This window comes from Limnothrix redekei LRLZ20PSL1 (genome assembly GCF_043235035.1).
Classification (GTDB): domain Bacteria; phylum Cyanobacteriota; class Cyanobacteriia; order CACIAM-69d; family CACIAM-69d; genus CACIAM-69d.
Map to the genome: position 1 here is coordinate 173,650 of NZ_JAZAQF010000059.1, position 19,419 is coordinate 193,068.

14 protein-coding genes are annotated in these 19,419 nt (G+C 55.8%); 5 read left to right on the forward strand and 9 right to left on the reverse strand.

Annotation, left to right across the window (positions count from 1 at the left end):
* Positions 1-454 precede the first annotated feature (454 nt).
* Positions 455-4,300 carry an ammonium transporter gene (amt, locus tag VPK24_RS10485; protein ID WP_393012911.1) on the forward strand — a complete coding sequence of 1,282 codons (3,846 nt, stop codon included), beginning with the start codon at positions 455-457 and terminating at the stop codon, positions 4,298-4,300.
* Between the two features lie 228 nt (positions 4,301-4,528).
* Here amt and VPK24_RS10490 read toward each other — a convergent pair whose 3' ends face one another.
* The 4 genes from VPK24_RS10490 to VPK24_RS10505 all read right to left on the reverse strand — a co-directional run bounded on the left by VPK24_RS10490 (position 4,529) and on the right by VPK24_RS10505 (position 8,345).
* Positions 4,529-5,254, reverse strand: coding sequence for a carbonic anhydrase (locus VPK24_RS10490; protein ID WP_393012914.1), 726 nt, complete (start codon positions 5,252-5,254; stop codon positions 4,529-4,531).
* Between the two features lie 79 nt (positions 5,255-5,333).
* Entirely contained in the window at positions 5,334-6,371 is a 1,038-nt protein-coding gene (locus VPK24_RS10495; protein ID WP_393012916.1) for a GDSL-type esterase/lipase family protein, read from the reverse strand.
* A gap of 2 nt (positions 6,372-6,373) precedes the next feature.
* Positions 6,374-6,592 (reverse strand): hypothetical protein, encoded by a 219-nt coding sequence (locus VPK24_RS10500; protein ID WP_393012919.1) that lies wholly within the window; start codon positions 6,590-6,592, stop codon positions 6,374-6,376.
* Between the two features lie 208 nt (positions 6,593-6,800).
* Positions 6,801-8,345, reverse strand: a complete 1,545-nt coding sequence (locus tag VPK24_RS10505; RefSeq protein ID WP_393012922.1) for an ammonium transporter — start codon at positions 8,343-8,345, stop codon at positions 6,801-6,803.
* Positions 8,346-9,155: 810 nt separating this feature from the next.
* Here VPK24_RS10505 and VPK24_RS10510 point away from each other — a divergent pair.
* On the forward strand, positions 9,156-10,058 hold the full coding sequence (locus VPK24_RS10510; RefSeq protein WP_393012925.1) for a pentapeptide repeat-containing protein: 903 nt from the start codon (positions 9,156-9,158) through the stop codon (positions 10,056-10,058).
* Positions 10,059-10,205: 147 nt separating this feature from the next.
* Here the strand turns inward: VPK24_RS10510 and VPK24_RS10515 are convergent, their stop codons facing one another.
* From VPK24_RS10515 to VPK24_RS10535, 5 genes are all read right to left on the reverse strand, one after another.
* Entirely contained in the window at positions 10,206-11,105 is a 900-nt protein-coding gene (locus VPK24_RS10515; RefSeq protein WP_393012928.1) for an S-methyl-5'-thioadenosine phosphorylase, read from the reverse strand.
* Positions 11,106-11,226: 121 nt separating this feature from the next.
* Entirely contained in the window at positions 11,227-12,357 is a 1,131-nt protein-coding gene (locus tag VPK24_RS10520) for a glycosyltransferase (RefSeq protein WP_393013191.1), read from the reverse strand.
* 183 nt (positions 12,358-12,540) lie between these two features.
* Positions 12,541-13,203, reverse strand: a complete 663-nt coding sequence (locus tag VPK24_RS10525) for a TVP38/TMEM64 family protein (RefSeq protein ID WP_393012931.1) — start codon at positions 13,201-13,203, stop codon at positions 12,541-12,543.
* A gap of 29 nt (positions 13,204-13,232) precedes the next feature.
* The gene (locus VPK24_RS10530; RefSeq protein WP_393013194.1) at positions 13,233-14,384 is read right to left on the reverse strand and encodes a glycosyltransferase; all 1,152 of its coding nucleotides are present in this window, start codon (positions 14,382-14,384) and stop codon (positions 13,233-13,235) included.
* A 242-nt stretch (positions 14,385-14,626) separates the two neighbouring features.
* Positions 14,627-16,723, reverse strand: a complete 2,097-nt coding sequence (locus VPK24_RS10535) for a prolyl oligopeptidase family serine peptidase (protein ID WP_393012934.1) — start codon at positions 16,721-16,723, stop codon at positions 14,627-14,629.
* 334 nt (positions 16,724-17,057) lie between these two features.
* Here VPK24_RS10535 and xth point away from each other — a divergent pair, with 334 nt between their 5' ends.
* The 3 genes from xth to VPK24_RS10550 all read left to right on the forward strand — a co-directional run bounded on the left by xth (position 17,058) and on the right by VPK24_RS10550 (position 19,351).
* Positions 17,058-17,855, forward strand: coding sequence for an exodeoxyribonuclease III (gene xth, locus VPK24_RS10540; RefSeq protein WP_393012937.1), 798 nt, complete (start codon positions 17,058-17,060; stop codon positions 17,853-17,855).
* Positions 17,856-18,029: 174 nt separating this feature from the next.
* On the forward strand, positions 18,030-18,674 hold the full coding sequence (locus tag VPK24_RS10545; protein WP_393012940.1) for an ATP-dependent Clp protease proteolytic subunit: 645 nt from the start codon (positions 18,030-18,032) through the stop codon (positions 18,672-18,674).
* An 80-nt stretch (positions 18,675-18,754) separates the two neighbouring features.
* Positions 18,755-19,351 carry an ATP-dependent Clp protease proteolytic subunit gene (locus tag VPK24_RS10550; protein WP_190353568.1) on the forward strand — a complete coding sequence of 199 codons (597 nt, stop codon included), beginning with the start codon at positions 18,755-18,757 and terminating at the stop codon, positions 19,349-19,351.
* Positions 19,352-19,419: the final 68 nt, after the last annotated feature.

Genomic DNA, 19,419 nt, shown 5'->3' on the forward strand with positions numbered 1-19,419 from the left:
GGGTTGAATTGCCCCAAAACTCAGCCGGTCAGCTTGTTCAGAATATCAGGCGAATTCGATCGCGGATCCGGCAATTGCTGAATTCTGGGTCAGCAGCAATTGGGCAACCCCCTTGGCAATGCCCTGCGGCAACCAATTCAAGACCAGTCCAAAAGGGCATAGATTCGCATGATTGAAGCAGTTTACGGCAACCCTTATTTTCATGTATTAATTAATACCTAAAACAGGAAATTGATTCCGTAATTCCCTTGACAGTGAGAGGATCAGCAAAAGCAATAAAATTCAATGCAGACTGAAATTGATCCATGCCTTTGGGTTGACTGTGGGGTTCGATCGAGCAAGTCCAATTTGACTCTCATTGGAGACTTCTGATTAGACTGAAGCAGTTGCTAAAAATTATTGAAGAAAAGATGCAACGAATGGCAAATGCTCCCCATGTTGGAGTAGGGATCCTGTGGCTGCTCATCTCAATTGGCTGAATATGCGCGATGTGGCTTGGTTGCTGGGGTGCTCGGGACTCGTGTTCCTGATGCAGCCTGGTTTTATGTGTTTGGAGTCGGGCATGACCCGATCGAAAAACAGCATTAATGTGGCGGCCAAAAACCTATCAGATTTTGGCATTTCTGCACTGCTCTACTGGTTGTTTGGATTTGGGGTGATGTTTGGCCCCTCTTGGTGGGGTTGGATGGGCCATGACTACTTTGCCCTATCGGTGGAATCGCAGCCTCAACTGGCAGCTTTCTTAATTTTTCAACTAATGTTTTGTGGCACTTCCACCACCATTATTTCCGGTGCGGTGGCGGAACGGATGCGGTTTTCGTCTTATCTAATCGTTTGTTTTCTTTGTTCAGGATTGATCTATCCCCTGTTTGGCCATTGGGCTTGGAAGGGAATGGAAATTGTGGGCGCAAGTCCTGCCGGCCAGGGGGTGGGCTGGTTGCGATCGCTCGGGTTCTATGACTTTGCGGGTTCCACAGTGGTGCATAGCGTGGGGGGCTGGATTGCCCTAGCCACGCTGTTGGTGGTGGGGCCGCGCTGGGGGCGCTATGACGAAGCCACCCGGCAGCAGAAGATCAGCGGGTCAAATTTGCCCTTTTCCATGCTTGGGGCCATGATGCTGTGGCTGGGCTGGTTGGGATTCAATGGCGGCAGCACCCTAGCCCTCAATGAACATGTCCCGGCGGTGCTGGTGCATACGGTGATTGGGGGCGTGGCGGGAATGCTGGGTGGCGGGGCCCTGGGTTGGTATTATCGCCACCGGCCAGATGTGGAATGCCTGATCAACAGTTCCCTGGCGGGCATGGTGGCCGTGACGGCCTGCTGCAATGTGATTACAACCCCGATCGCCCTGGTGGTGGGGTTCACGGGGGCGGCCGTGGCGTTGGCGGTGGAATGGTGGCTCGATCGCCACAAAATCGATGACGCGGTGGGAGCCGTGCCCATCCATGCGGGGGCCGGAGTCTGGGGCACACTCTGCGTGGGGTTATTTGGGGACTTGAGCCAAATGCCGGGCGGTTTGGAGCGCCCCCAACAAATTGCCGTGCAACTGTTGGGCATTGGGATCTGTGCCCTTTGGTCTTTTGGGTTGTCTTACGGGTTGCTGCGTTGGGTCGATCGCCTTCATCCCCTGCGGGTTTCCCTGGCAGAAGAACAGATGGGTCTGAACGTGACGGAGCACCAGGTGAAAACGGAGGTTTATGACCTATTTGAGGTGATGGATCGCCACGCTCGCCAGGGAGATTTGCATTTGCGAGTGCCGGTGGATCCTTTCACGGAGGTGGGCTACGTTGCCGAACGCTACAACCAGGTGATGGATGCCTTGCAGGAAAAGTCCCGGGCGCTGGAGTCCCTGAATGCGAGCCTGGAAGCCCAGGTGCAGCAGCGGACGGCGGAGTTGGAAACCGCCAACCAGGAACTCCAGCGCCTGAACCGCCTGAAGGATGATTTGCTGGCAAACACGTCCCATGAACTGCGCACGCCCCTCAACGGCATCATTGGCTTGGCGGAGGCGATGCTTGATGACGATCGGGGAGGATTGAGCGATCGGGAACGGTCAAACCTAGACACGATCGCCGCCAGCGGTCACCGTTTGGCCAATTTGGTGAACGATCTGCTGGACTTTTCCAAACTGCAACACCAGACGATCGATCTGGCCCTGCGCCCCTGCACCTTGGCCGTGGTGGTGGAACAGGTGTTGCAACTGCACTACGACCAAGCGGAGCGTAAGGGCTTGGCGCTGGTGAATGCCATTGATTTGGCTTTGCCGCCTGTGTTGGCGGACTTCAACCGGCTGCAACAGATTTTGCACAACCTGGTTAGCAATGCGCTCAAGTTCACCCAAAGCGGTGAGGTGATTGTTCATGCTCGCCGTTGGCAACCGGACGCGGAACTGTTGAATCAGTTGCATCAGTTGCATCAGCCGCCTTCTGTCGATCCTGCCAACTCCCTAGATCCTCAACTGGGGGATCAGCAATTGGGTCAACAATTGGATCAATTAACGGGGGTGGTGATGCCCTCAAGCGTGATCGGGCAGGGTGCTCTGTTCGATCGCCCCGGATTGGATCCAGCAGAGTCTGGGCAGTTTGAGCGGGGGCATCCTTCCGAGTCATCCCCGGAAACGGTTCCCAAACAGTGGCTGGCCATTTCCGTCAGTGATACGGGCATTGGTATTCCCACAGAGGCGATCGAGCGCATTTTTGAATCCTTTGAACAGGCCGATCGCTCCACGGCCCGGGAATATGGCGGCACGGGGTTGGGGTTGGCCATTGTGCGGCAACTGGTGGAACTGCATGGGGGCAAAATTTGGGTGGAGTCCCGTCCCGAAGTGGGATCCATCTTTACGCTGACCTTGCCGGTGGCCCTGGAAGCGCCAGCCCTCACCTACGAAATGCCCAGCTTCCGGCGATCGCCCATGATGTTGCGCAAGCCCGCCACGGCCAATCCCAAGCCAGCCCCCGAAGCCCCGATCGAGCCGGAACCGATTACCCTAGCTCCGGCCACCGTGGAGGGCGATCGTCTCCTAGAAGCCCTCAGCCAGCGGGACACGGAACAGCTCTTGGCCAAGGCCAGCGCCGCCCGCACCGAACCCAATCAACGGTTCAAAATCCTGATGGTGGATGATGAGCCGGTGAATCTTCAGGTGCTGGAAAATTTCCTGTCCCAGGAGGAGTATGAAATCGTGACCGCTGACAACGGCCCCGCCGCCCTGGCCGTGTTGGAGCAAGGGTTTCAGCCCGATGTGGTGTTGGTGGATGTGATGATGCCGAAAATGACCGGCTATGAGCTGACCCAGCAGTTACGATCGCGCTATCCCGCCCACAAGCTGCCGATTTTGATGCTCACGGCCAAAAACCAGGTGGAAGACTTGGTGCAAGGTCTCGACTCCGGAGCCAATGACTACCTCACGAAACCCGTTTCCAAGAAGGAGTTGCTGGCTCGTCTGAAAACCCATCTGCAACTGTCCCACATCAACATTGCCTATGGGCGGTTTGTGCCCCACGAGTTCCTGCGTCTGCTGAATAAACAGAGCATTTTGGAGGTGGAACTGGGCGACCAAGTGGAACGGCAGATGTCGGTCTTGTTTTCCGACATTCGATCGTTCACCACCATCACGGAAAACCTATTACCGGCCGAGAGCTTCCGATTCATTAACCGCTATTTGGCCCACATGGAACCGGCTATTCAGCAAAATGGCGGCTTCATTGACAAATTCATTGGCGATGCGGTGATGGCGCTGTTTCCGGAATCGGCTGATGATGCGGTGGCTTCCGCGATCGAAATGCGGCGAAATTTGGAAATCTTTAACCGCGAACGACAACAGGCGGGCGAAGTGCCGATCGAAATTGGCATTGGCATCAACACCGGCCAAATGCGATTGGGAACGGTGGGCGGCAAAAATCGGATGGATGGAACTGCCATCAGTGACGCGGTTAACTTGGCGGCCCGGCTGGAAACCCTGACCAAGCGCTACCAAAGCAGCGTCCTGATTTCCCACCACACGATCGCCCAGATGGAGGATCCAACGCGCTATCACCTGCGGTTTATCGATCGATTACAAGTGACAGGCAAATCTCGGCCCGTGGCGGTGTTTGAGGCGATCGATGGCGATCCGTCACCCATTCGTGACCAAAAACTCTCCACCATGGCCCATTTTGAGGAAGGCACTTGGCTCTATCACCGGCAAGAGTTCAAGTCGGCGGCCGTTTGTTTTGAAGAATGTTTGCGGCAATTTCCGGGCGATCGGGTGGCTCAAATCTATCTAGAGCGATCGGTTCATGCGGCCCTGCCCACCACGGATTAGGAAATCGCTCGGTCAAAAATTACTCGCTTGATCAAGAATCACTCGCTCGATCGATCGTTGCCTCGATCGTCGTGCCGGGAAGCTGAGCGGCCTATCGGTAGCTCCTGGAATCAAACGAAAACGGTTGATTTTTCATGTCCCGATCATCGTACCAAGGGGCTGAAGCCCCTTACCTCTCGCGGTTTTGTCACGGTGGAATCAGGGTTACGGGCGATTTGACAGCGGGCCCTAGCGTGCGCCGCGATAAATTCGCTCCGACTGCTCCGGCGGCAACCAGGCACAGGCTTGGGCTTGGCGCTGGGGCAAGGTCAGGGCCGGCGTGGGTCGGTTCCAGGCACTTTCCGGCTCCACATATTCCTGGGTTTGGGGGTCGTAGGCATAAATTCGACCCGTTTCGATTTCATAAACCCAAGCATGGAGCCGCAAGCTGCCCTGGTTCAGCTTGGCTCGCACACAGGGATAGGTGCGCAGGTTGTCAATTTGGGTGAGCACGTTTTCGGCCACCGCAATTTCCAGCAAATCTTCACCACTACAGGGGCTGTAGTTTTGCAAAACCACCTGGCGCGTTGCTTCCGCATGTTCCAGCCAACGGCTGACCAAGGGCATTTTGTCTTCCAGCTCTTTGATTTTGAGTAGGCCTTTCATGGCCCCGCAGTGGGAATGGCCGCAAACAACAATTTCACTCACCCCCAAGGCTTCGATCGCATACTCGATCGTGGCTCCTTCACCGCCATTGGCCGCGCCATAGGGGGGGATGATGTTGCCGGCATTGCGGATCACGAAAATTTCGCCGGGATCCGACTGGGTAATCAGTTCCGGGTCAACGCGGGAGTCAGAACAGGAGATGAAGAGGACACGCGGTTTCTGCCCATGGGCCAGCTCTTCAAACAGCTTTTGATGGGAAGCGAAGTAATCTTGCTGAAACTGCCGCAAGCCTTTAATCAATTTATGCATGGCGTTCTGTGCATGGCCTGGTTACCCGTGGCCTGGTCGTTGCCCGTCTGGCTGGTGAGTTGGTGAATATCTTACGGCCTTAGGGGCGCTGGTCGTCGGTGGTGGCGGGTGCTTCGCGCCGGTTGGTGCTGCGGGCCCGATCGGGCGACTCCGCCGGGCGATTGGCGGGCGCAGCGCTGCTGGGCGGTTTGCGATCGGCCGGTGAGGCCTTGGGCGTGGGGGAAGGGCGATCGCCCGGAGTTGTCATGTTTTGGTTGTTGGAGTCGGTCGATCGCTGGGCCCCGGCCCGGTTTTCTTCGGTGGGCCGGGGTGTGACAGTTAACCCCGCTGCGCCCGATCGCGACAGTTGCAAGAAGGAATCGAGGGCCGCACGCCAAACCAAATAGCCCCGATCGCTCAGGTGCAGGCCGTCAGTGGTGAGGTCTGGGTGCAGATTGCCCTGCGGATCGGTAAACATCGGAAACAAATCCAAGAAGCCCACCCGTTCATCCCGGGCCACCTGGTTCAACCGGCGGTTAATCCGCTTGATTCGATCGAGCGTGGCCTGTTGCAAGCGGGCTCGACCTTCCCAAGTGGAACTGGCCCCGCGATGGGGCAACAGGCTTTGCAACACAATTCGTGAATTTGGGTGGGCCCGGCGCAATTCCTGGGTAATGGCCCGGTGATTTTCCACGATCGTGTCATCACTGACCCCTTGCATCAGATCATTAATCCCGATCGCCACAAAAATCACCTCCGGTTGCAGACGCGCCAACCCATCCAAGCGCTGCAACAACAACCGGGTCGTATCCCCAGAGATGCCCTGATTCAGCCAAGTGGTTCCCGCCGGCAACAGACGGGACGGAAAGGCCAGGGTTAAGGAATCGCCCACCAACACCGCCAACCGGGCGGGCCGTCGCAGGGCCATCGCATTGGCCTCCTGCCGCCGCCGAGCCACCCATCCTTCATAACTGGTGGCCGTGACGGGCGATCGCTTAGGAGTGGTAACCGTTGCCGCCACAGCCCTGGTGGGCGATCGCTCCAAAGACTCTTGGGTTTGCTGAATCTGGTCAATCGCTTGGGCAATGGCCTTGGCCGCCGCACGATCCAGACCCGTGACGACCACCAAAAGGGCCACAGCTAACAGTCCATTGCCCCATAAAGACCATTTGACCCACCAAGGAGCGCGGGGCTTAGACGGTGAGAAGCCACTCGATCGGCGTGACCAGCCAATCGAGCGGCCAAAAATTCCTGTTCGTCGAGCACGCGATCGAGAAAACACGATTTGCCCTGAAACGTTGTGGTGACGCTACCTTGGTGCAAGCCAACTCGCCCCAACCGGCTTAGTTGACCTTGCATCCATCGCCAAAAGACCAATTCACTAAGAACTCTAGCGAACTTTGGCCGCAAAAAAAACATCCCCAAACACAAAAGAGGGCGATCGCCCCCTCCTGTGTCATTGAACACCTGTGGTAATCAGTTGTAGCCGGACTCGGCTAACAGCTAAAGTCGGGAAAACCATGAAAATCATCGCTACCCGACCCAACCCTAGCATCGAGGCTTTTCCCTAGGATGCGGTTTGATCCGAAACACCCATTGCCGCCGTACCCGTGGGGCCGATCGAGGTGTTGTCCTTCACAAAGCCACTGTAGGCTTCCATCCCGTGCTCGCCGATATCGAGGCCGATTGCTTCTTCCTCGGGCGAAACCCGAATGCCACCAAAAGTATTCAAGGCATACCAGAAGATGGTGGACAGCAACACCGTCACCCCACCAGTAATGGCAACACCCAGGAATTGCACACCCAACTGGGTCAAACCACCACCATAGAACAGGCCCAAACCAGCCGCATCCGCGCCCGTTGCATCCTTGCCAATGCTGAACAGGCCGACCGCCAGCGTGCCCCAAACACCGCAGACCAAGTGCACCGACGTGGCACCCACCGGGTCATCCACCTTCAACACCGAGTCAAAGAAGCCCACCGACAGCACCACCAGAATCCCGGCAATGCCACCAATCAACACAGAACCGGTGTAGTCAACCACGTTGCAACCAGCCGTGATGCCCACCAAGCCAGCCAGGATGCCGTTGATCACCATCGACAGATCCGGCTTGCCCGACAACCACCAGGACGTGAACGTGGCGGTTACGCCACCCGCTGCTGCGGCCAAGTTGGTGGTCACGGCAATGTAAGGCACTGCCGCATTCACAGCCAGAGTCGAAGCTCCATTAAACCCAAACCAGCAAACCCACAGAATCAAGCAGCCCAACGTGGCAATGCTCATGTTGTGGCCAGGGATGGCGCGGGGTTGGCCGTTGTCATATTTACCCATCCGGGGCCCCAGGATCGAAGCACCCATCAGCGCGGCCCAACCACCCACGGAGTGTACCGCCGTTGAACCAGCGAAGTCGCGGAAGCCCATATTGAACAGCCAACCACCCGTGCCGCTCCAAATCCAACGGCCTGTGATGGCGTAGGACACCCCAACCAGCAGCAAGCTAAAGATCAAGAAGTCCACGAACTTCACCCGCTCAGCCACCGCACCGGACACGATCGTGGCGGCGGTGCCCGCAAAGGCAACTTGGAAGAGGAAGTGCAGCGAGACCGGCAGCCCCGTTGCTTCAATGCCATAGGTTTCGGGCGTTCCCGACAGGAAGAAGCCCGTTGTGCCAATCACGTTATTGCCTTGGGCAAACATGAAGCCATAGCCCAAAGCCCAGAATGCCAAGGTGGCCAGGGCAAATACAATCAGGTTCTTGGTCAGAACGTTAACGGCGTTCTTCTGACGACAGAAGCCCGTTTCCAACATGCAGAAGCCCGCGTTCATGAAGATCACGAGGATGGCTCCCACTAGAACCCAGGTCATGTTCAGCAGGCCCTGAACGTCTTCGGGCTTGATGGGTTCGGCGGCATGGGCAGCCAGGTTCCAGGTGGCCACAATCACAGCGGCCAAAGGAATGCAGGCTAACCAACCGAGGGAGGTGCGGCGACCAAATACGTCGTGAAAGAACGATCGCCCGGCACGCAGGATCTGGTCAATGGATCGATCGGTGCCCTCGTTAAGGGAGCGCGAATGCCCCTTACGGCGACCCGAGAACTTGAGCCTAGCCATAGACTAACGGTTCCTATAGGGGTTGATGTTGATATGGATGGTTCAGAGACAGGGCGGTTGCTGACTGGTTAAAACTAAGACCATCACTCCTTCACTAACAATTGCTGCGATTCGCTCACGAATGCGGCAATCAGGAAGCTTCCTGCTCCATCGCGGCGAAGTTGGCTTCATTTGCTCCACAGGCTGACACGATCGGACTGGCCGCCTTTTGCAGATGCATCGCCTTTGGGAGTGCTTTGCCCCAGGGTTTGACAGGGACTCAATGAGAGCTAGACTGCAATCCAAGACAGTCTCTTGGCGCAGCAATTGTCGATCGACGTGGACTTGCTTTAAACACAGGCAATTGCATCAATTTTGTCGAGTATCGTTCTGTATCTAGCGATACTGATCGTTCTGGGCTGTGGGTAGATTCACCGGGGCAAAAAGCTGAAGATGGGTGATGCGATCGGGCTGGACTGGCCATATCGTTGGCGGCCGTCGGGGGTACAAGTCCCGTCCTGTCAGGAGCGACCCTAAGCCGAGGTGTAAAATCAGCATGGTTACGATCGCAGCCCAAACAAAATCCCGATCGCCTAGTCATTTCGCCAGGTCGCTGGTTGGCCCTGTCCTTGATTGGCCAAGTCGCCGGGGCTGAAGTCCAAGGGTGTGAATGAGTTTTGAATGGTTCTGTGAAATTGCTAGAACTGCTGAATTGCTGAGCTGGTGTTGAAATCTCTGCCCCGGTCCTTCGGGGGATCTTGAGGACGATTGAAATGTGGATTGCTCATATCCCCCAGACAGCAGCATTGAAGTCCGTGATGAGGCTCCCCCATGGAAGTTAGCGAATTGCTCGAACGCTACGCAGCCGGAGAGCGAGATTTTGACCGCGTTGATTTGTCATCGGCGGATCTCAGTGGGGCCCTGTTGCCCGGTATTTCGCTCCAGGGGGCGGATTTATCAGGGGCCAAGTTGTCCGGCTCCAATTTGGAAGAGGGAAACCTGCGGGAAGCGCGTTTACTGAACGTGGAGGCGAATCATGTGCAATGGCGTGGGATTAATCTCCGCGAGGTGAAATTGCGGGATGCGTCGTTGCGGGGAGCCAATTTGGTGAATGCGAACTGCATTGGGGCGGATTTGAGCGGCGTGGATTTGGGCGATCAGGCGAATTTGTCCGGTTGCTCGATGCGGGCCACCAAGTTGGTCGGGGCGAATTTGCGGGAAGCGGTGTTGATCGAGTCCAATCTCAGTGAAGCGGATTTGCATCAGGCCAACTTGGAAGGGGCCAACATGCGAGAGGCCACGTTGCACCACGCCAAGCTCACGGAAGCCAATTTGACCAAGGCGAACCTCACGCGAGCCAATTTGACCAAGGCCAATTTTTCAGATTCGGTGTTGGTGGGGGCGATGTTGCTAGAGGTTTATGCCAGTAGCACGGTGTTTTTGGCGGCGGACTTGTCCAGTTGCGACCTGCGGCGAGCCAAGGCGATCGGGGCGGATTTCACGGCGGCCAAACTGCTGAAGGGAAATTTGCGGGAAACCAATCTCAGTTGGTCAACGTTGCGCCAAGCGGATTTGAGCGATGCCAATTTGTTCCAGGCTCGCTTGCAATGGACGAATTTCAGCAGTGCTGTGCTGCGGGGGGCGGTGTTGATTGATGCGGATTTGTCCCAGGCCAACACCCGGGCGGTGGTTTGGACGGGGGCGATCGGCCCGGATGGCCAAGCCCATTACTAACAAGCTGTGGATTAACCCATTCAGCCGATCGATCAGGGGAATTGGCCCGCCAGTGCTGGGCTGCGCCGGTTGTTTAGCCTCCCGTCCCTGAACCCCAGCGCCTAAAGGCCCTGGGTCTTTTGCTCATTTGCTCAGTGGGTGCTGCGTTTAACGATAGGGAGCCAACAGGGGGGCGAGCCGATCGAGCGTGGCGGTGGGCACTTTGTCGAGGGGGGTGAGCAGCGCACCGGCCAAGGCCTGATGGGCGATCGACTCGGGCGGTTGGGCCCCCAAGCGGCGGACTGTTTCCCGGATGATCGATCGGGCGTTGTCGGCATTGCGATGCAAGTTCCCAATCACCATCTCGGTGGTTACGCTGTCGTGATCGGGGTGCCAACAGTCATAGTCGGTGACCAGGGCGATCGTGCAGTAGGCAATTTCCGCTTCTCGGGCTAGCTTGGCTTCCGGTAAGTTGGTCATGCCAATGACGGTGGCTCCCCAACTTTGATAGAGCTGGGATTCGGCCCGCGTGGAGAAAGCCGGCCCTTCCATGCAGAGATAGGTTCCGCCGCGATGCAACGTCACCTCCGACAGGGCCAGGGAGTCGATCGCCTCAGCCACCAAACCCGACAAGGCTGCACAAATGGGATCACCAAAGGCAATATGGGCCACTAAGCCATCGCCAAAAAAGGTGGAAACCCGGTTACGGGTGCGATCGATGAACTGATCCGGCAACACGATATCCAGAGGCTTAGCCGCCATTTGTAACGATCCCACCGCCGACACGGACAGGAGATAGCGCACGCCCAAGGTTTTGAGGGCCCAGATGTTGGCGCGGTAGGGCACTTCCGTGGGCAGCAGGTGATGGTGGCGGCCATGGCGGGCCAGAAAGGCCACGGGCACACCGTCCAAGGTTCCGGTGATGATTGCGTCGGAGGTGGGGCCAAAGGGGGTTTCAATCCGCTGTTCTTGGGGGTTTTGCAGCGCCTCCATCCGATAGAGACCGCTGCCGCCCAGAATGCCAATGGCGATCGTGTCGCCCGTTAAGTCCGTCGTTGAGTCAGTCATGGTTGAGAGGTTAGGACGCTGCGTTTAGGAAGGTGATTCGAAGGTTATCCAACAGTGGTTATGCAACAGCGCTCAGTCAGCCAGTGGGGCCGATCGCCCGGCTAGGGGATGCCATTTCAGCCTAAGCCGCCTGTCGCTGACTCATGCTCAAGATGCCGTAGTAATAGTCCTTCAGTTGGCGGGTGGCGGCGGCCCAGCCCCAGCGTTCGGCCTCAGCTCGGGCGGCCGATCGCAGGTCAGCCCGCTGGCTGGGGTCGGCGAACAGGCGTTGGGTCGCTGTGACAGCCCCTTGTTCATCGGTGGGGTCAAACAGGAAGCCATTTACGCCGTCGGTGACGATATCCGGGATGCCGCCCGCATTGGCCGCCACCACGGGACAGCCGGCCGCCATTGCTTCCAACAGCACCAACCCGAGGGTTTCCGTGCGCGAGGGGAAGATGAAGGCATCGGCGCTGGCATAGGCGGCGGCCAGCTCCAGGCCGCGTAGATAGCCGACGAAGTGGGTGTTGGTTCCCGCGAAAAATTCCTCTAGTTCGGCGCGGTAGGGGCCGTCCCCCACGAGGGCGAGCCTTGCGCCGGGAATCGATTCGAGCACGGGCCGGATTCGATCGACCTCCTTTTCAGCAGAAAGGCGACCGATGTAGATCAGCAGGGGCGCGTCCGGGTGGCCTTGGCTGAGGAAGTCGCGCATTTCGGCGGTGGCGCGATCGGGCGTGAAGCTGTCCGTGTCTACGCCGCGTTGCCAAAGGGCGGTGCGCTCAATGCCATGGTCGCTCAGTTGCTGCACCATGGCGGTGGAGGTACAAAGGTTAATTTCTGCGAGATTGTGGGCGGTTTTTAGCAATTCCCAGAGCAAACCTTCTAGCATTCCCAACCCGTAATGTTGTAGGTATTGGGGCAGGTGCGTGTGATAGGAAGCAACGAGGGGCAATTGACGAGTTTTAGCGTAATAAATGCCGCCCAAACCAACGACAGCCGGGTTAACCACGTGAATTAAATCGGGGCGAAAATGATCCAATTCGCGACCAATTGCCGGCCGTGGCAGGGCGATTTTTAGCTCAGGATATTGCGGCAGTGGAAACCCCGAAACCCCGAAAACTTTTGAGCCGTTGTAGTCCTGTAAACCCAAATCGGGCGTGACGATTAGTACCTCATCGCCCATTTTTTGCAGGTGATCGATCGTGTGGCGCAGACGGGTCACGATCCCATCGATTTTGGGCAAAAAGGTTTCGGTAAACAGCGCAATTCGCATAGGTTCCGTGCGGGGCAACAGGGACAAAAGGAGCAAGAGGCTAGCGGAGCAAGACGGGCGATCGCCCGATGTAGATTAAGGCTCGGTTAATGCCAAGCCTAGACTAGGCGATGGTTTCAGCCTATCCCCGCCGATATTTGCCTCAGGATACCGCTTGGGGGGTATCGATTGGCCCCAACCGCATTATTCGCGCCCTGCCAAGCGGGCCAACCGATGGCTATACCAAGTGGCCCCAATGATCAGCAGCCCGATCGCCCCCAGGGTCAAGCTCAGGGGCAAAAATTGACCCCGACTCATGGCATCGGTGCCGGAACTGCCCAATTGCACAAATAAAAATACGCCGGGGCCCGTACCCGCCACGGTGGCAATTAAATAATCCCGAAAGCGCACGGAGGTTAAACCCGCCGTGTAGTTGGCTAAACCGTAGGGCAAAATTGGCAGCAAACGCACGGCAAACATATAGGCAAAGCCGTGGCGACGAATTTCTTGATCCATTTCTTGCCAGCGATCGGCGAGGCGACGCTCAAAGGCGGGACGAGCCAGCCAACGACTGAGATAAAAAGAGGCGATCGCGGCCAAAATAGCGGCTAAACTCGTCCAAATTGTGCCCCAAATTGAGCCAAATAATGCACCACCCAAGAGGTTTAAAGCCGTTGAAGGTAGCATTAACATGGTGACAGCAAGATAGACCACCATATAAACCAATGGTGCAAGCCAACCGGTGTTTCCAATTTGCGTGCGTAGCCGTTCCACGTCAATCATCCCCAAGCTGTAAAACATTGCCCCGATCGCCCCGAGGCAAAAGAACAGTAGCAGCACAATCCAACGTTTTTTAGGGGGCTTCATGGGGTGCTTGGGGTGATCGGCTAAGTGATCTAGGGATTGGGGAGTTCGGCGCGATCGCGATCGGTGACACGCCAACTGAGTTTGGTATTCAGCCAAAAGTTCCAGAAGGTGACTAGACTGATCGCGATTAGGTTCGCTAAATAACGATATTGACCCGCAAAAATCACATTAAAAAAGAGATTCAAAATCAGGACATTCAGAATCAGCCCCATTAGACAAATTAAATTGAATTTTAAAAAGCGTTCCAGGCGACGACGAAAACCGGTTTGCCGTTGGGATAAGTCCCGAAATGTCCAGCGATCGTTCCACCAAAAATTATTCAAGATCGCCACTTCTGCCGCGATGATTTTGCTGCGGGTGAGGCCCCAAGCCAAGGTGCTGGGATCGCTGAGGGCGTAGAGCACCGCCATATCTACGATTACCCCACTGAAGCCGACAATGCCAAACCGAATGAAGCGCTGTACTGGGAAGCGATCGAGCCGCAGCCGCAACAGATGGGCGAAATAGTCGATCGCGTGATACCAAGTCACTTTAGTTTCGCCCGATTGCCGTTCGCGAAATTCGTAGGGGAGGGTTTTGACGCGCCCAAAGTCGCCTTTTGCTAATACTTCAATTAGAATTTTGTAGCCCAAGGGATTGAGGATTTTTTGGGCGATCGCGCTGCGTTTCAACACAAAATAACCGCTCAAGGGATCGGATAAACGCCCCACCACATCGGGCAACAGGGTCAACCCCAAAATCTGCGCGCCCCGAGAGGTGAGCCGCCGCCACAGGCTCCAATCGCTGATGCCACCGCCGGGATCATTACGACTGGCAGCCACCAAATCGGCTCCGGCCAAAATTTGCGCCACCATCTCCGGCAACAGCTGCTCATCGTGCTGGCCGTCGCCATCGATTACGCCCAAAATTTCGCCCTTGGCCACCTGCCAACCACGAATCACGGCAGTGGCTAGTCCCCGTTCATAGTGACGACAAAGCACCCGTAATTGGGGAAATTCAGCGGTTAATTCCTGGGCAATTTTCCAGGTGCGATCGGTGCTGTTGTCATCCACCACAATAATTTCGTAATCATGGGGCAACACAGGATCTAAAACCGCCACGAGCGATCGCACCAGGGCTTCAATATTTTCAGCTTCTTCGTAGGTGGGAATCACCAAGGAAAACCGCAGTGATCGCGCCATGACTGTTAGCTTGCCACCCCGGGGTGAGAGGTCAGAAAACTGGGCGATCGCTTGATCTAAATTGAGGGGTTGCTGGAGATGATCCGCATGGCGAATTTCGATTTGAAACTCCGCCGTGGTTGGTTCCCCCCAGGTAGATTGATGCAACAGCAAATCCGGTAGCGGATCGATGCACAATTCACCCGTGGGAACCGCTTCCATGGATCTCAAAGTGGGTCGCAAAGTGGGCATCATCCCCATTGTTAGGACTCAGGAACCTGGGCCACCAGCCGAGGCTGAAAATTGAGGGTTTTAACCAAGAATGCCAACTTATCGCTGGCTTCTTCTACGATTTTAGTAGTGGGTTTTCCGGCTCCGTGTCCTGCTTTGGTTTCAATTCGAATCAGGGTTGGTGCATCACCGCCTTGGGCCGCTTGCAGGGCCGCCGTGAACTTGAAACTGTGGGCTGGCACCACGCGATCGTCCCGATCGGCCGTAGTGACCAAGGTGGCGGGATAGGCCTTGCCCGATCGCAAATTATGCAGCGGTGAATAGGCATAAAGAGCCTGAAATTCCGCTTCGTCTTCCGGCGATCCATAGTCAGAACACCAGGCCCAACCGATCGTGAATTGGGGGAAGCGCAGCATATCCATCACCCCCACCGCTGGCAGGGCTGCCCCAAACAAATCGGGGCGCTGAATCAAGCAAGCACCCACCAACAAACCGCCATTACTGCCACCGGAAATCGCCAACCGTTGGGGCTTGGTGTATTGATTCGCAATCAACCATTCTGCGGCAGCAATAAAGTCATCAAAGACATTTTGCTTTTGCAGTTTTGTGCCCGCTTCATGCCAGGCTTCGCCATATTCACCGCCGCCCCGCAGATTAGCCACGGCGTAGATGCCGCCCATTTCCATCCACACCAAATTGGAGACGGAAAATACGGGAGTTAGAGATACATTGAACCCGCCATAGCCATACAGAATGGTGGGGTGATCGCCGGTTAATTTCAGCCCTTTCTTGTGGCTAATAAATAGCGGAATTTGTGTGCCATCTTTGCTGCGATAAAAAACCTGGCGTGTTTCGTAATCGTCCGGGTTAAACGCTACCGTTGGCTCACGGAAAAGCTGACTGGTTTGGCTGGCAAAGTCGTAGCGATAAATGCGCGTGGGGGTGGTGTAGCTGGTGAAGCTGTAGAAGGTTTCCCGATCGCCCCGTTTGCCCTGGAATCCCCCGATCGAACCGAGGCCCGGCAACTCGATTTCAAACTGGAATTGCCCCTGCAAATCAAAGAACTGCACCGCCGATCGCGCGTCCTGCAAATATTCCACCACAAACCCATCATTCAGGGTGGACACCGCATCCAGCTTGTGGGTTGCTTCGGGAATCACTTCTTGGATCGTCGATTGCCAATCATTGCTGGTCGCGTCGAGGTCGATCGCCACCACCCGGCCCATGGGCGCTTGCCAGTTGGTTTCAAACCAGCCGATCGCCCCGTCATTATCAATAAACCCAAAACCGCCGACCCAATCGCCCACCAATTCCCGCACGGGGGAATCCGGTTGCCGCAGATCTTTCACAAACAACAAATTCTTAGATTCGGTTCCCTTCCAAACGGAAATTAACAGATAGGAACCGTCATCACTGACCGTGCCGCCAAAGCCCCATTCCGGTTGATCGGGTCGCTCATAGATCAGTCGATCGGCGGCTTGTTCAGTACCCAGTTCGTGATAGTAAAGCTTCTGGAAATAGTTCGTTTCTTGGAACTGGTTTTCGGCGTTGGGTTCATCGTAGCGACTATAGAAAAAACCGCGATTATCCGGTGTCCAGGAGGCTCCCGAAAACTTCACCCAATCCAGGCGATCGGGCAAATCTTCCCCGGTTTCCACCGATCGCACGCGCCAGGTTTGCCAATCGGAACCTGCCGTGGACAAGCCATAGGCCATCAGCGAGCCATCTTGGGTGAAAGCAATCCCCGATAGGGCCACCGTGCCATCATCCGAAAGTCGATTTGGGTCGAGCAAAACGCGCGGTTCCCCATCTAGGCGATCGATCGTATAGAGAACGCTTTGATTTTGCAGACCGTCGTTTTTGTAATAGAAATAGTGATCGCCCCGCTTCCAGGGCACACTCAATTTTTCATAGTCCCAAAGTTGCAGCATCCGGTCATAAATGGGCGATCGCGCCGGAATTTGCGCCAAATAATCAAAAGTCAATTGATTTTGGGCGGCAATCCAATCGGCCGTTTCGGTCGCGTTGGCATCTTCTAACCAGCGGTAAGGATCCGGCACGGAAACGCCGTGGTAGATGTCCACTTGGTCAACGACGTGGCTGTTGGGATAGGTAAGACGATCGGCCATGGGATGCTGCAAAAAATTCATGTCCGGGGTCTATTGTACGGGCGCGGGCCCGACTGTAGCGGTATTCTGAGGAAGCTTTGGACTAAGAGCAGGGTTTAAACCCGATTCTCATCCCTTGTTAATGCCAACACCATCAATCAGAGGTTGAGGCTAATCACTGGTTAATAAATACCATGACCAGTGAATCCCAAAATAGTAAACAAGGAGCTTCAGCCCCTTGCCCCAGTGACTACGATTAACACCCTGAATTCTCCGACGGATTAATCCCAGAATAGTAAGCAAGGGTCTTCAGCCCCTTGCCCCACTAGCCACAGTTCATCGCTCGATCGCCCCTATGAAAATCGCCACTTGGAACGTTAATTCTGTTCGATCGCGCCTAGATCATGTCACCGGTTGGTTGCAGGAAAACCCTGTGGATTTTCTTTGTTTACAAGAAACCAAGGTGATTGATAGCGACTTTCCCCGATCGGCTTTTACGGATTTGGGCTATCACCTGGAAATTTCGGGACAAAAGAGCTACAACGGCGTGGCGATCGCCAGTCGGCAACCGGTGGATCACTGTGCGATCGGGTTTGGCGCGGTTTTGGATGCGGAATTGGTCGGCGATTTAGACGATCAAAAACGGGTGATCATGGTTCGATCGGGCGACTTGGTTTTGGTCGATCTCTACGTGCCCAATGGTTCCGAAATTGGCAGTGAAAAATATGCCTATAAACTGCGTTGGCTAGAATTACTCAAAACCTATTTGACGGAATTATTAGCCCAGTATCCTCAGGTTTGTGTTTGCGGTGATTTTAATATTGCCTATGAAGACCGCGATATTCATAATCCCAAAAACCGCGAAACCCACATCATGGCTTCCGACGATGAGCGGGCAGCCCTGAAAGCTAGCATTTTTGACTTAGGATTTCAGGATGCCTTTCGGTTGTTTTGTGATGAGGGCGATCGCTTCAGTTGGTGGGACTATCGATCGGGGGGGTTCCAACGCAATCGCGGCTGGCGTATTGACCACCTCTATTTATCGCCAGCCTTGATTCCCGCTGCCCGCAGTTGCGAGATTGATATTGAGCCGCGCAAGCTCGAAAAGCCCAGCGACCATACCCCCGTGGTGTTGGATTTAGCGATCAATTAACTGATCGATTAACCGAATCTGGGGGGCGATCTCGCTGACCGATCGCCCAACCGTCCCCCATTGCCCAGAGAACCGCCAAGCCCGGACTCAACCGGCCGTCAGCGTTGCGCGTTAGTATTTTGGAAGTATGACTGCTGTTTGCGCAGCAGCGCCCTGAATTTTCTGAATCTGCCGATGACTCCCAAGATCGAGGCCGTTCAAGCGCCCTACTACGGCGATACCGCGTACCGGACTCCCCCGCCAGACCTTCCCTCCCTGTTGCTCAAGGAGCGGATCGTCTACTTGGGAATGCCCCTCGTACCTGCCGTCACCGAGCTGATTATTGCCGAGCTGTTGTATTTGCAATACGACGATCCCGAAAAGCCAATTCGGATCTATATCAACTCCTTCGGCAATCTCGGGTTCGAGACGGATGCCTTTGCCATCTGCGACACGATGCGCTACATCAAGCCGCCCGTTCATACGATTTGCCTGGGCTTGGCGGCGGGCACATCGGCCATGTTGTTGGCGGCGGGCACGAAGGGCTGTCGGGCCAGTTTGCCCAACTCCAAGATTGTGCTGCAACAACCCCAAGGCGGCGCACGCGGTCAGGCCACGGACATTCAAATCCAGGCGGAAGAGGTGCTGCGCAACAAGCGGGTGATGCTGGATATCTTGTCGGAATGCACCGGGCAAACCACTGAAAAGCTCACCAAAGATATGAATCGCCGGTTCTACATGACTCCGGCCGAAGCGAAGGAATACGGGATCATTGACACGATCCTAGAATCATCGGAGGGGCTGCCTAAGCCGGTGGTGAATTCGGTGGGGTTGGGCTAGGTTGCCCGATCGCCCTGATGACGCTCCCAATCCATCCAACCACCCACTAGTCAGCCATTTGAAGAAGGAGTCTCGATCCTATGCCGATTGGCATTCCCCAAGTTCCCTATCGTCTGCCGGGTAGCCAATATACCCAGTGGATCAGCATCTATAACCGCCTGTATCAGGAGCGGATCATCTTTTTGGGTAAGGAGGTGGATGACGAAATCGCCAACGAAATCGTGGCGGTGATGCTCTATCTCGACTCGGAAGACAACAGCAAGGACATTGTGCTGTACATCAATTCGCCGGGCGGTTCGGTAACGGCGGGGATGGCGATTTATGACACGATGCAACACATCAAGTCCGATGTGGTGACGGTTTGCGTGGGCTTGGCGGCCTCAATGGGGGCCTTCCTGCTGGCGGCCGGGGCCAAGGGCAAGCGGTTGGCACTGCCCCATGCGCGGATCATGATTCACCAGCCGAGTATGGGCGGGTTCCGCGGCCAAGCCACGGATATCGACATTGAGGCCAAGGAAATTCTGAAGACCCGCAGCCAGTTGGATGAAATCCTGGCGCTGCGGACGGGTCAAAGCCTGGAGAAGGTGAAGAAGGATACGGAGCGGGATTATTGGCTGTCGGCGGAGGAGTCGAAGGAGTACGGCTTGATCGATCGGGTGATTGAATCCCGCGATTAGGATTGGTCGTTGCTTCAATTGCAATACTTCAGTTGCGATAGATAACGGGCCGAAGACAAGGGGCTTAA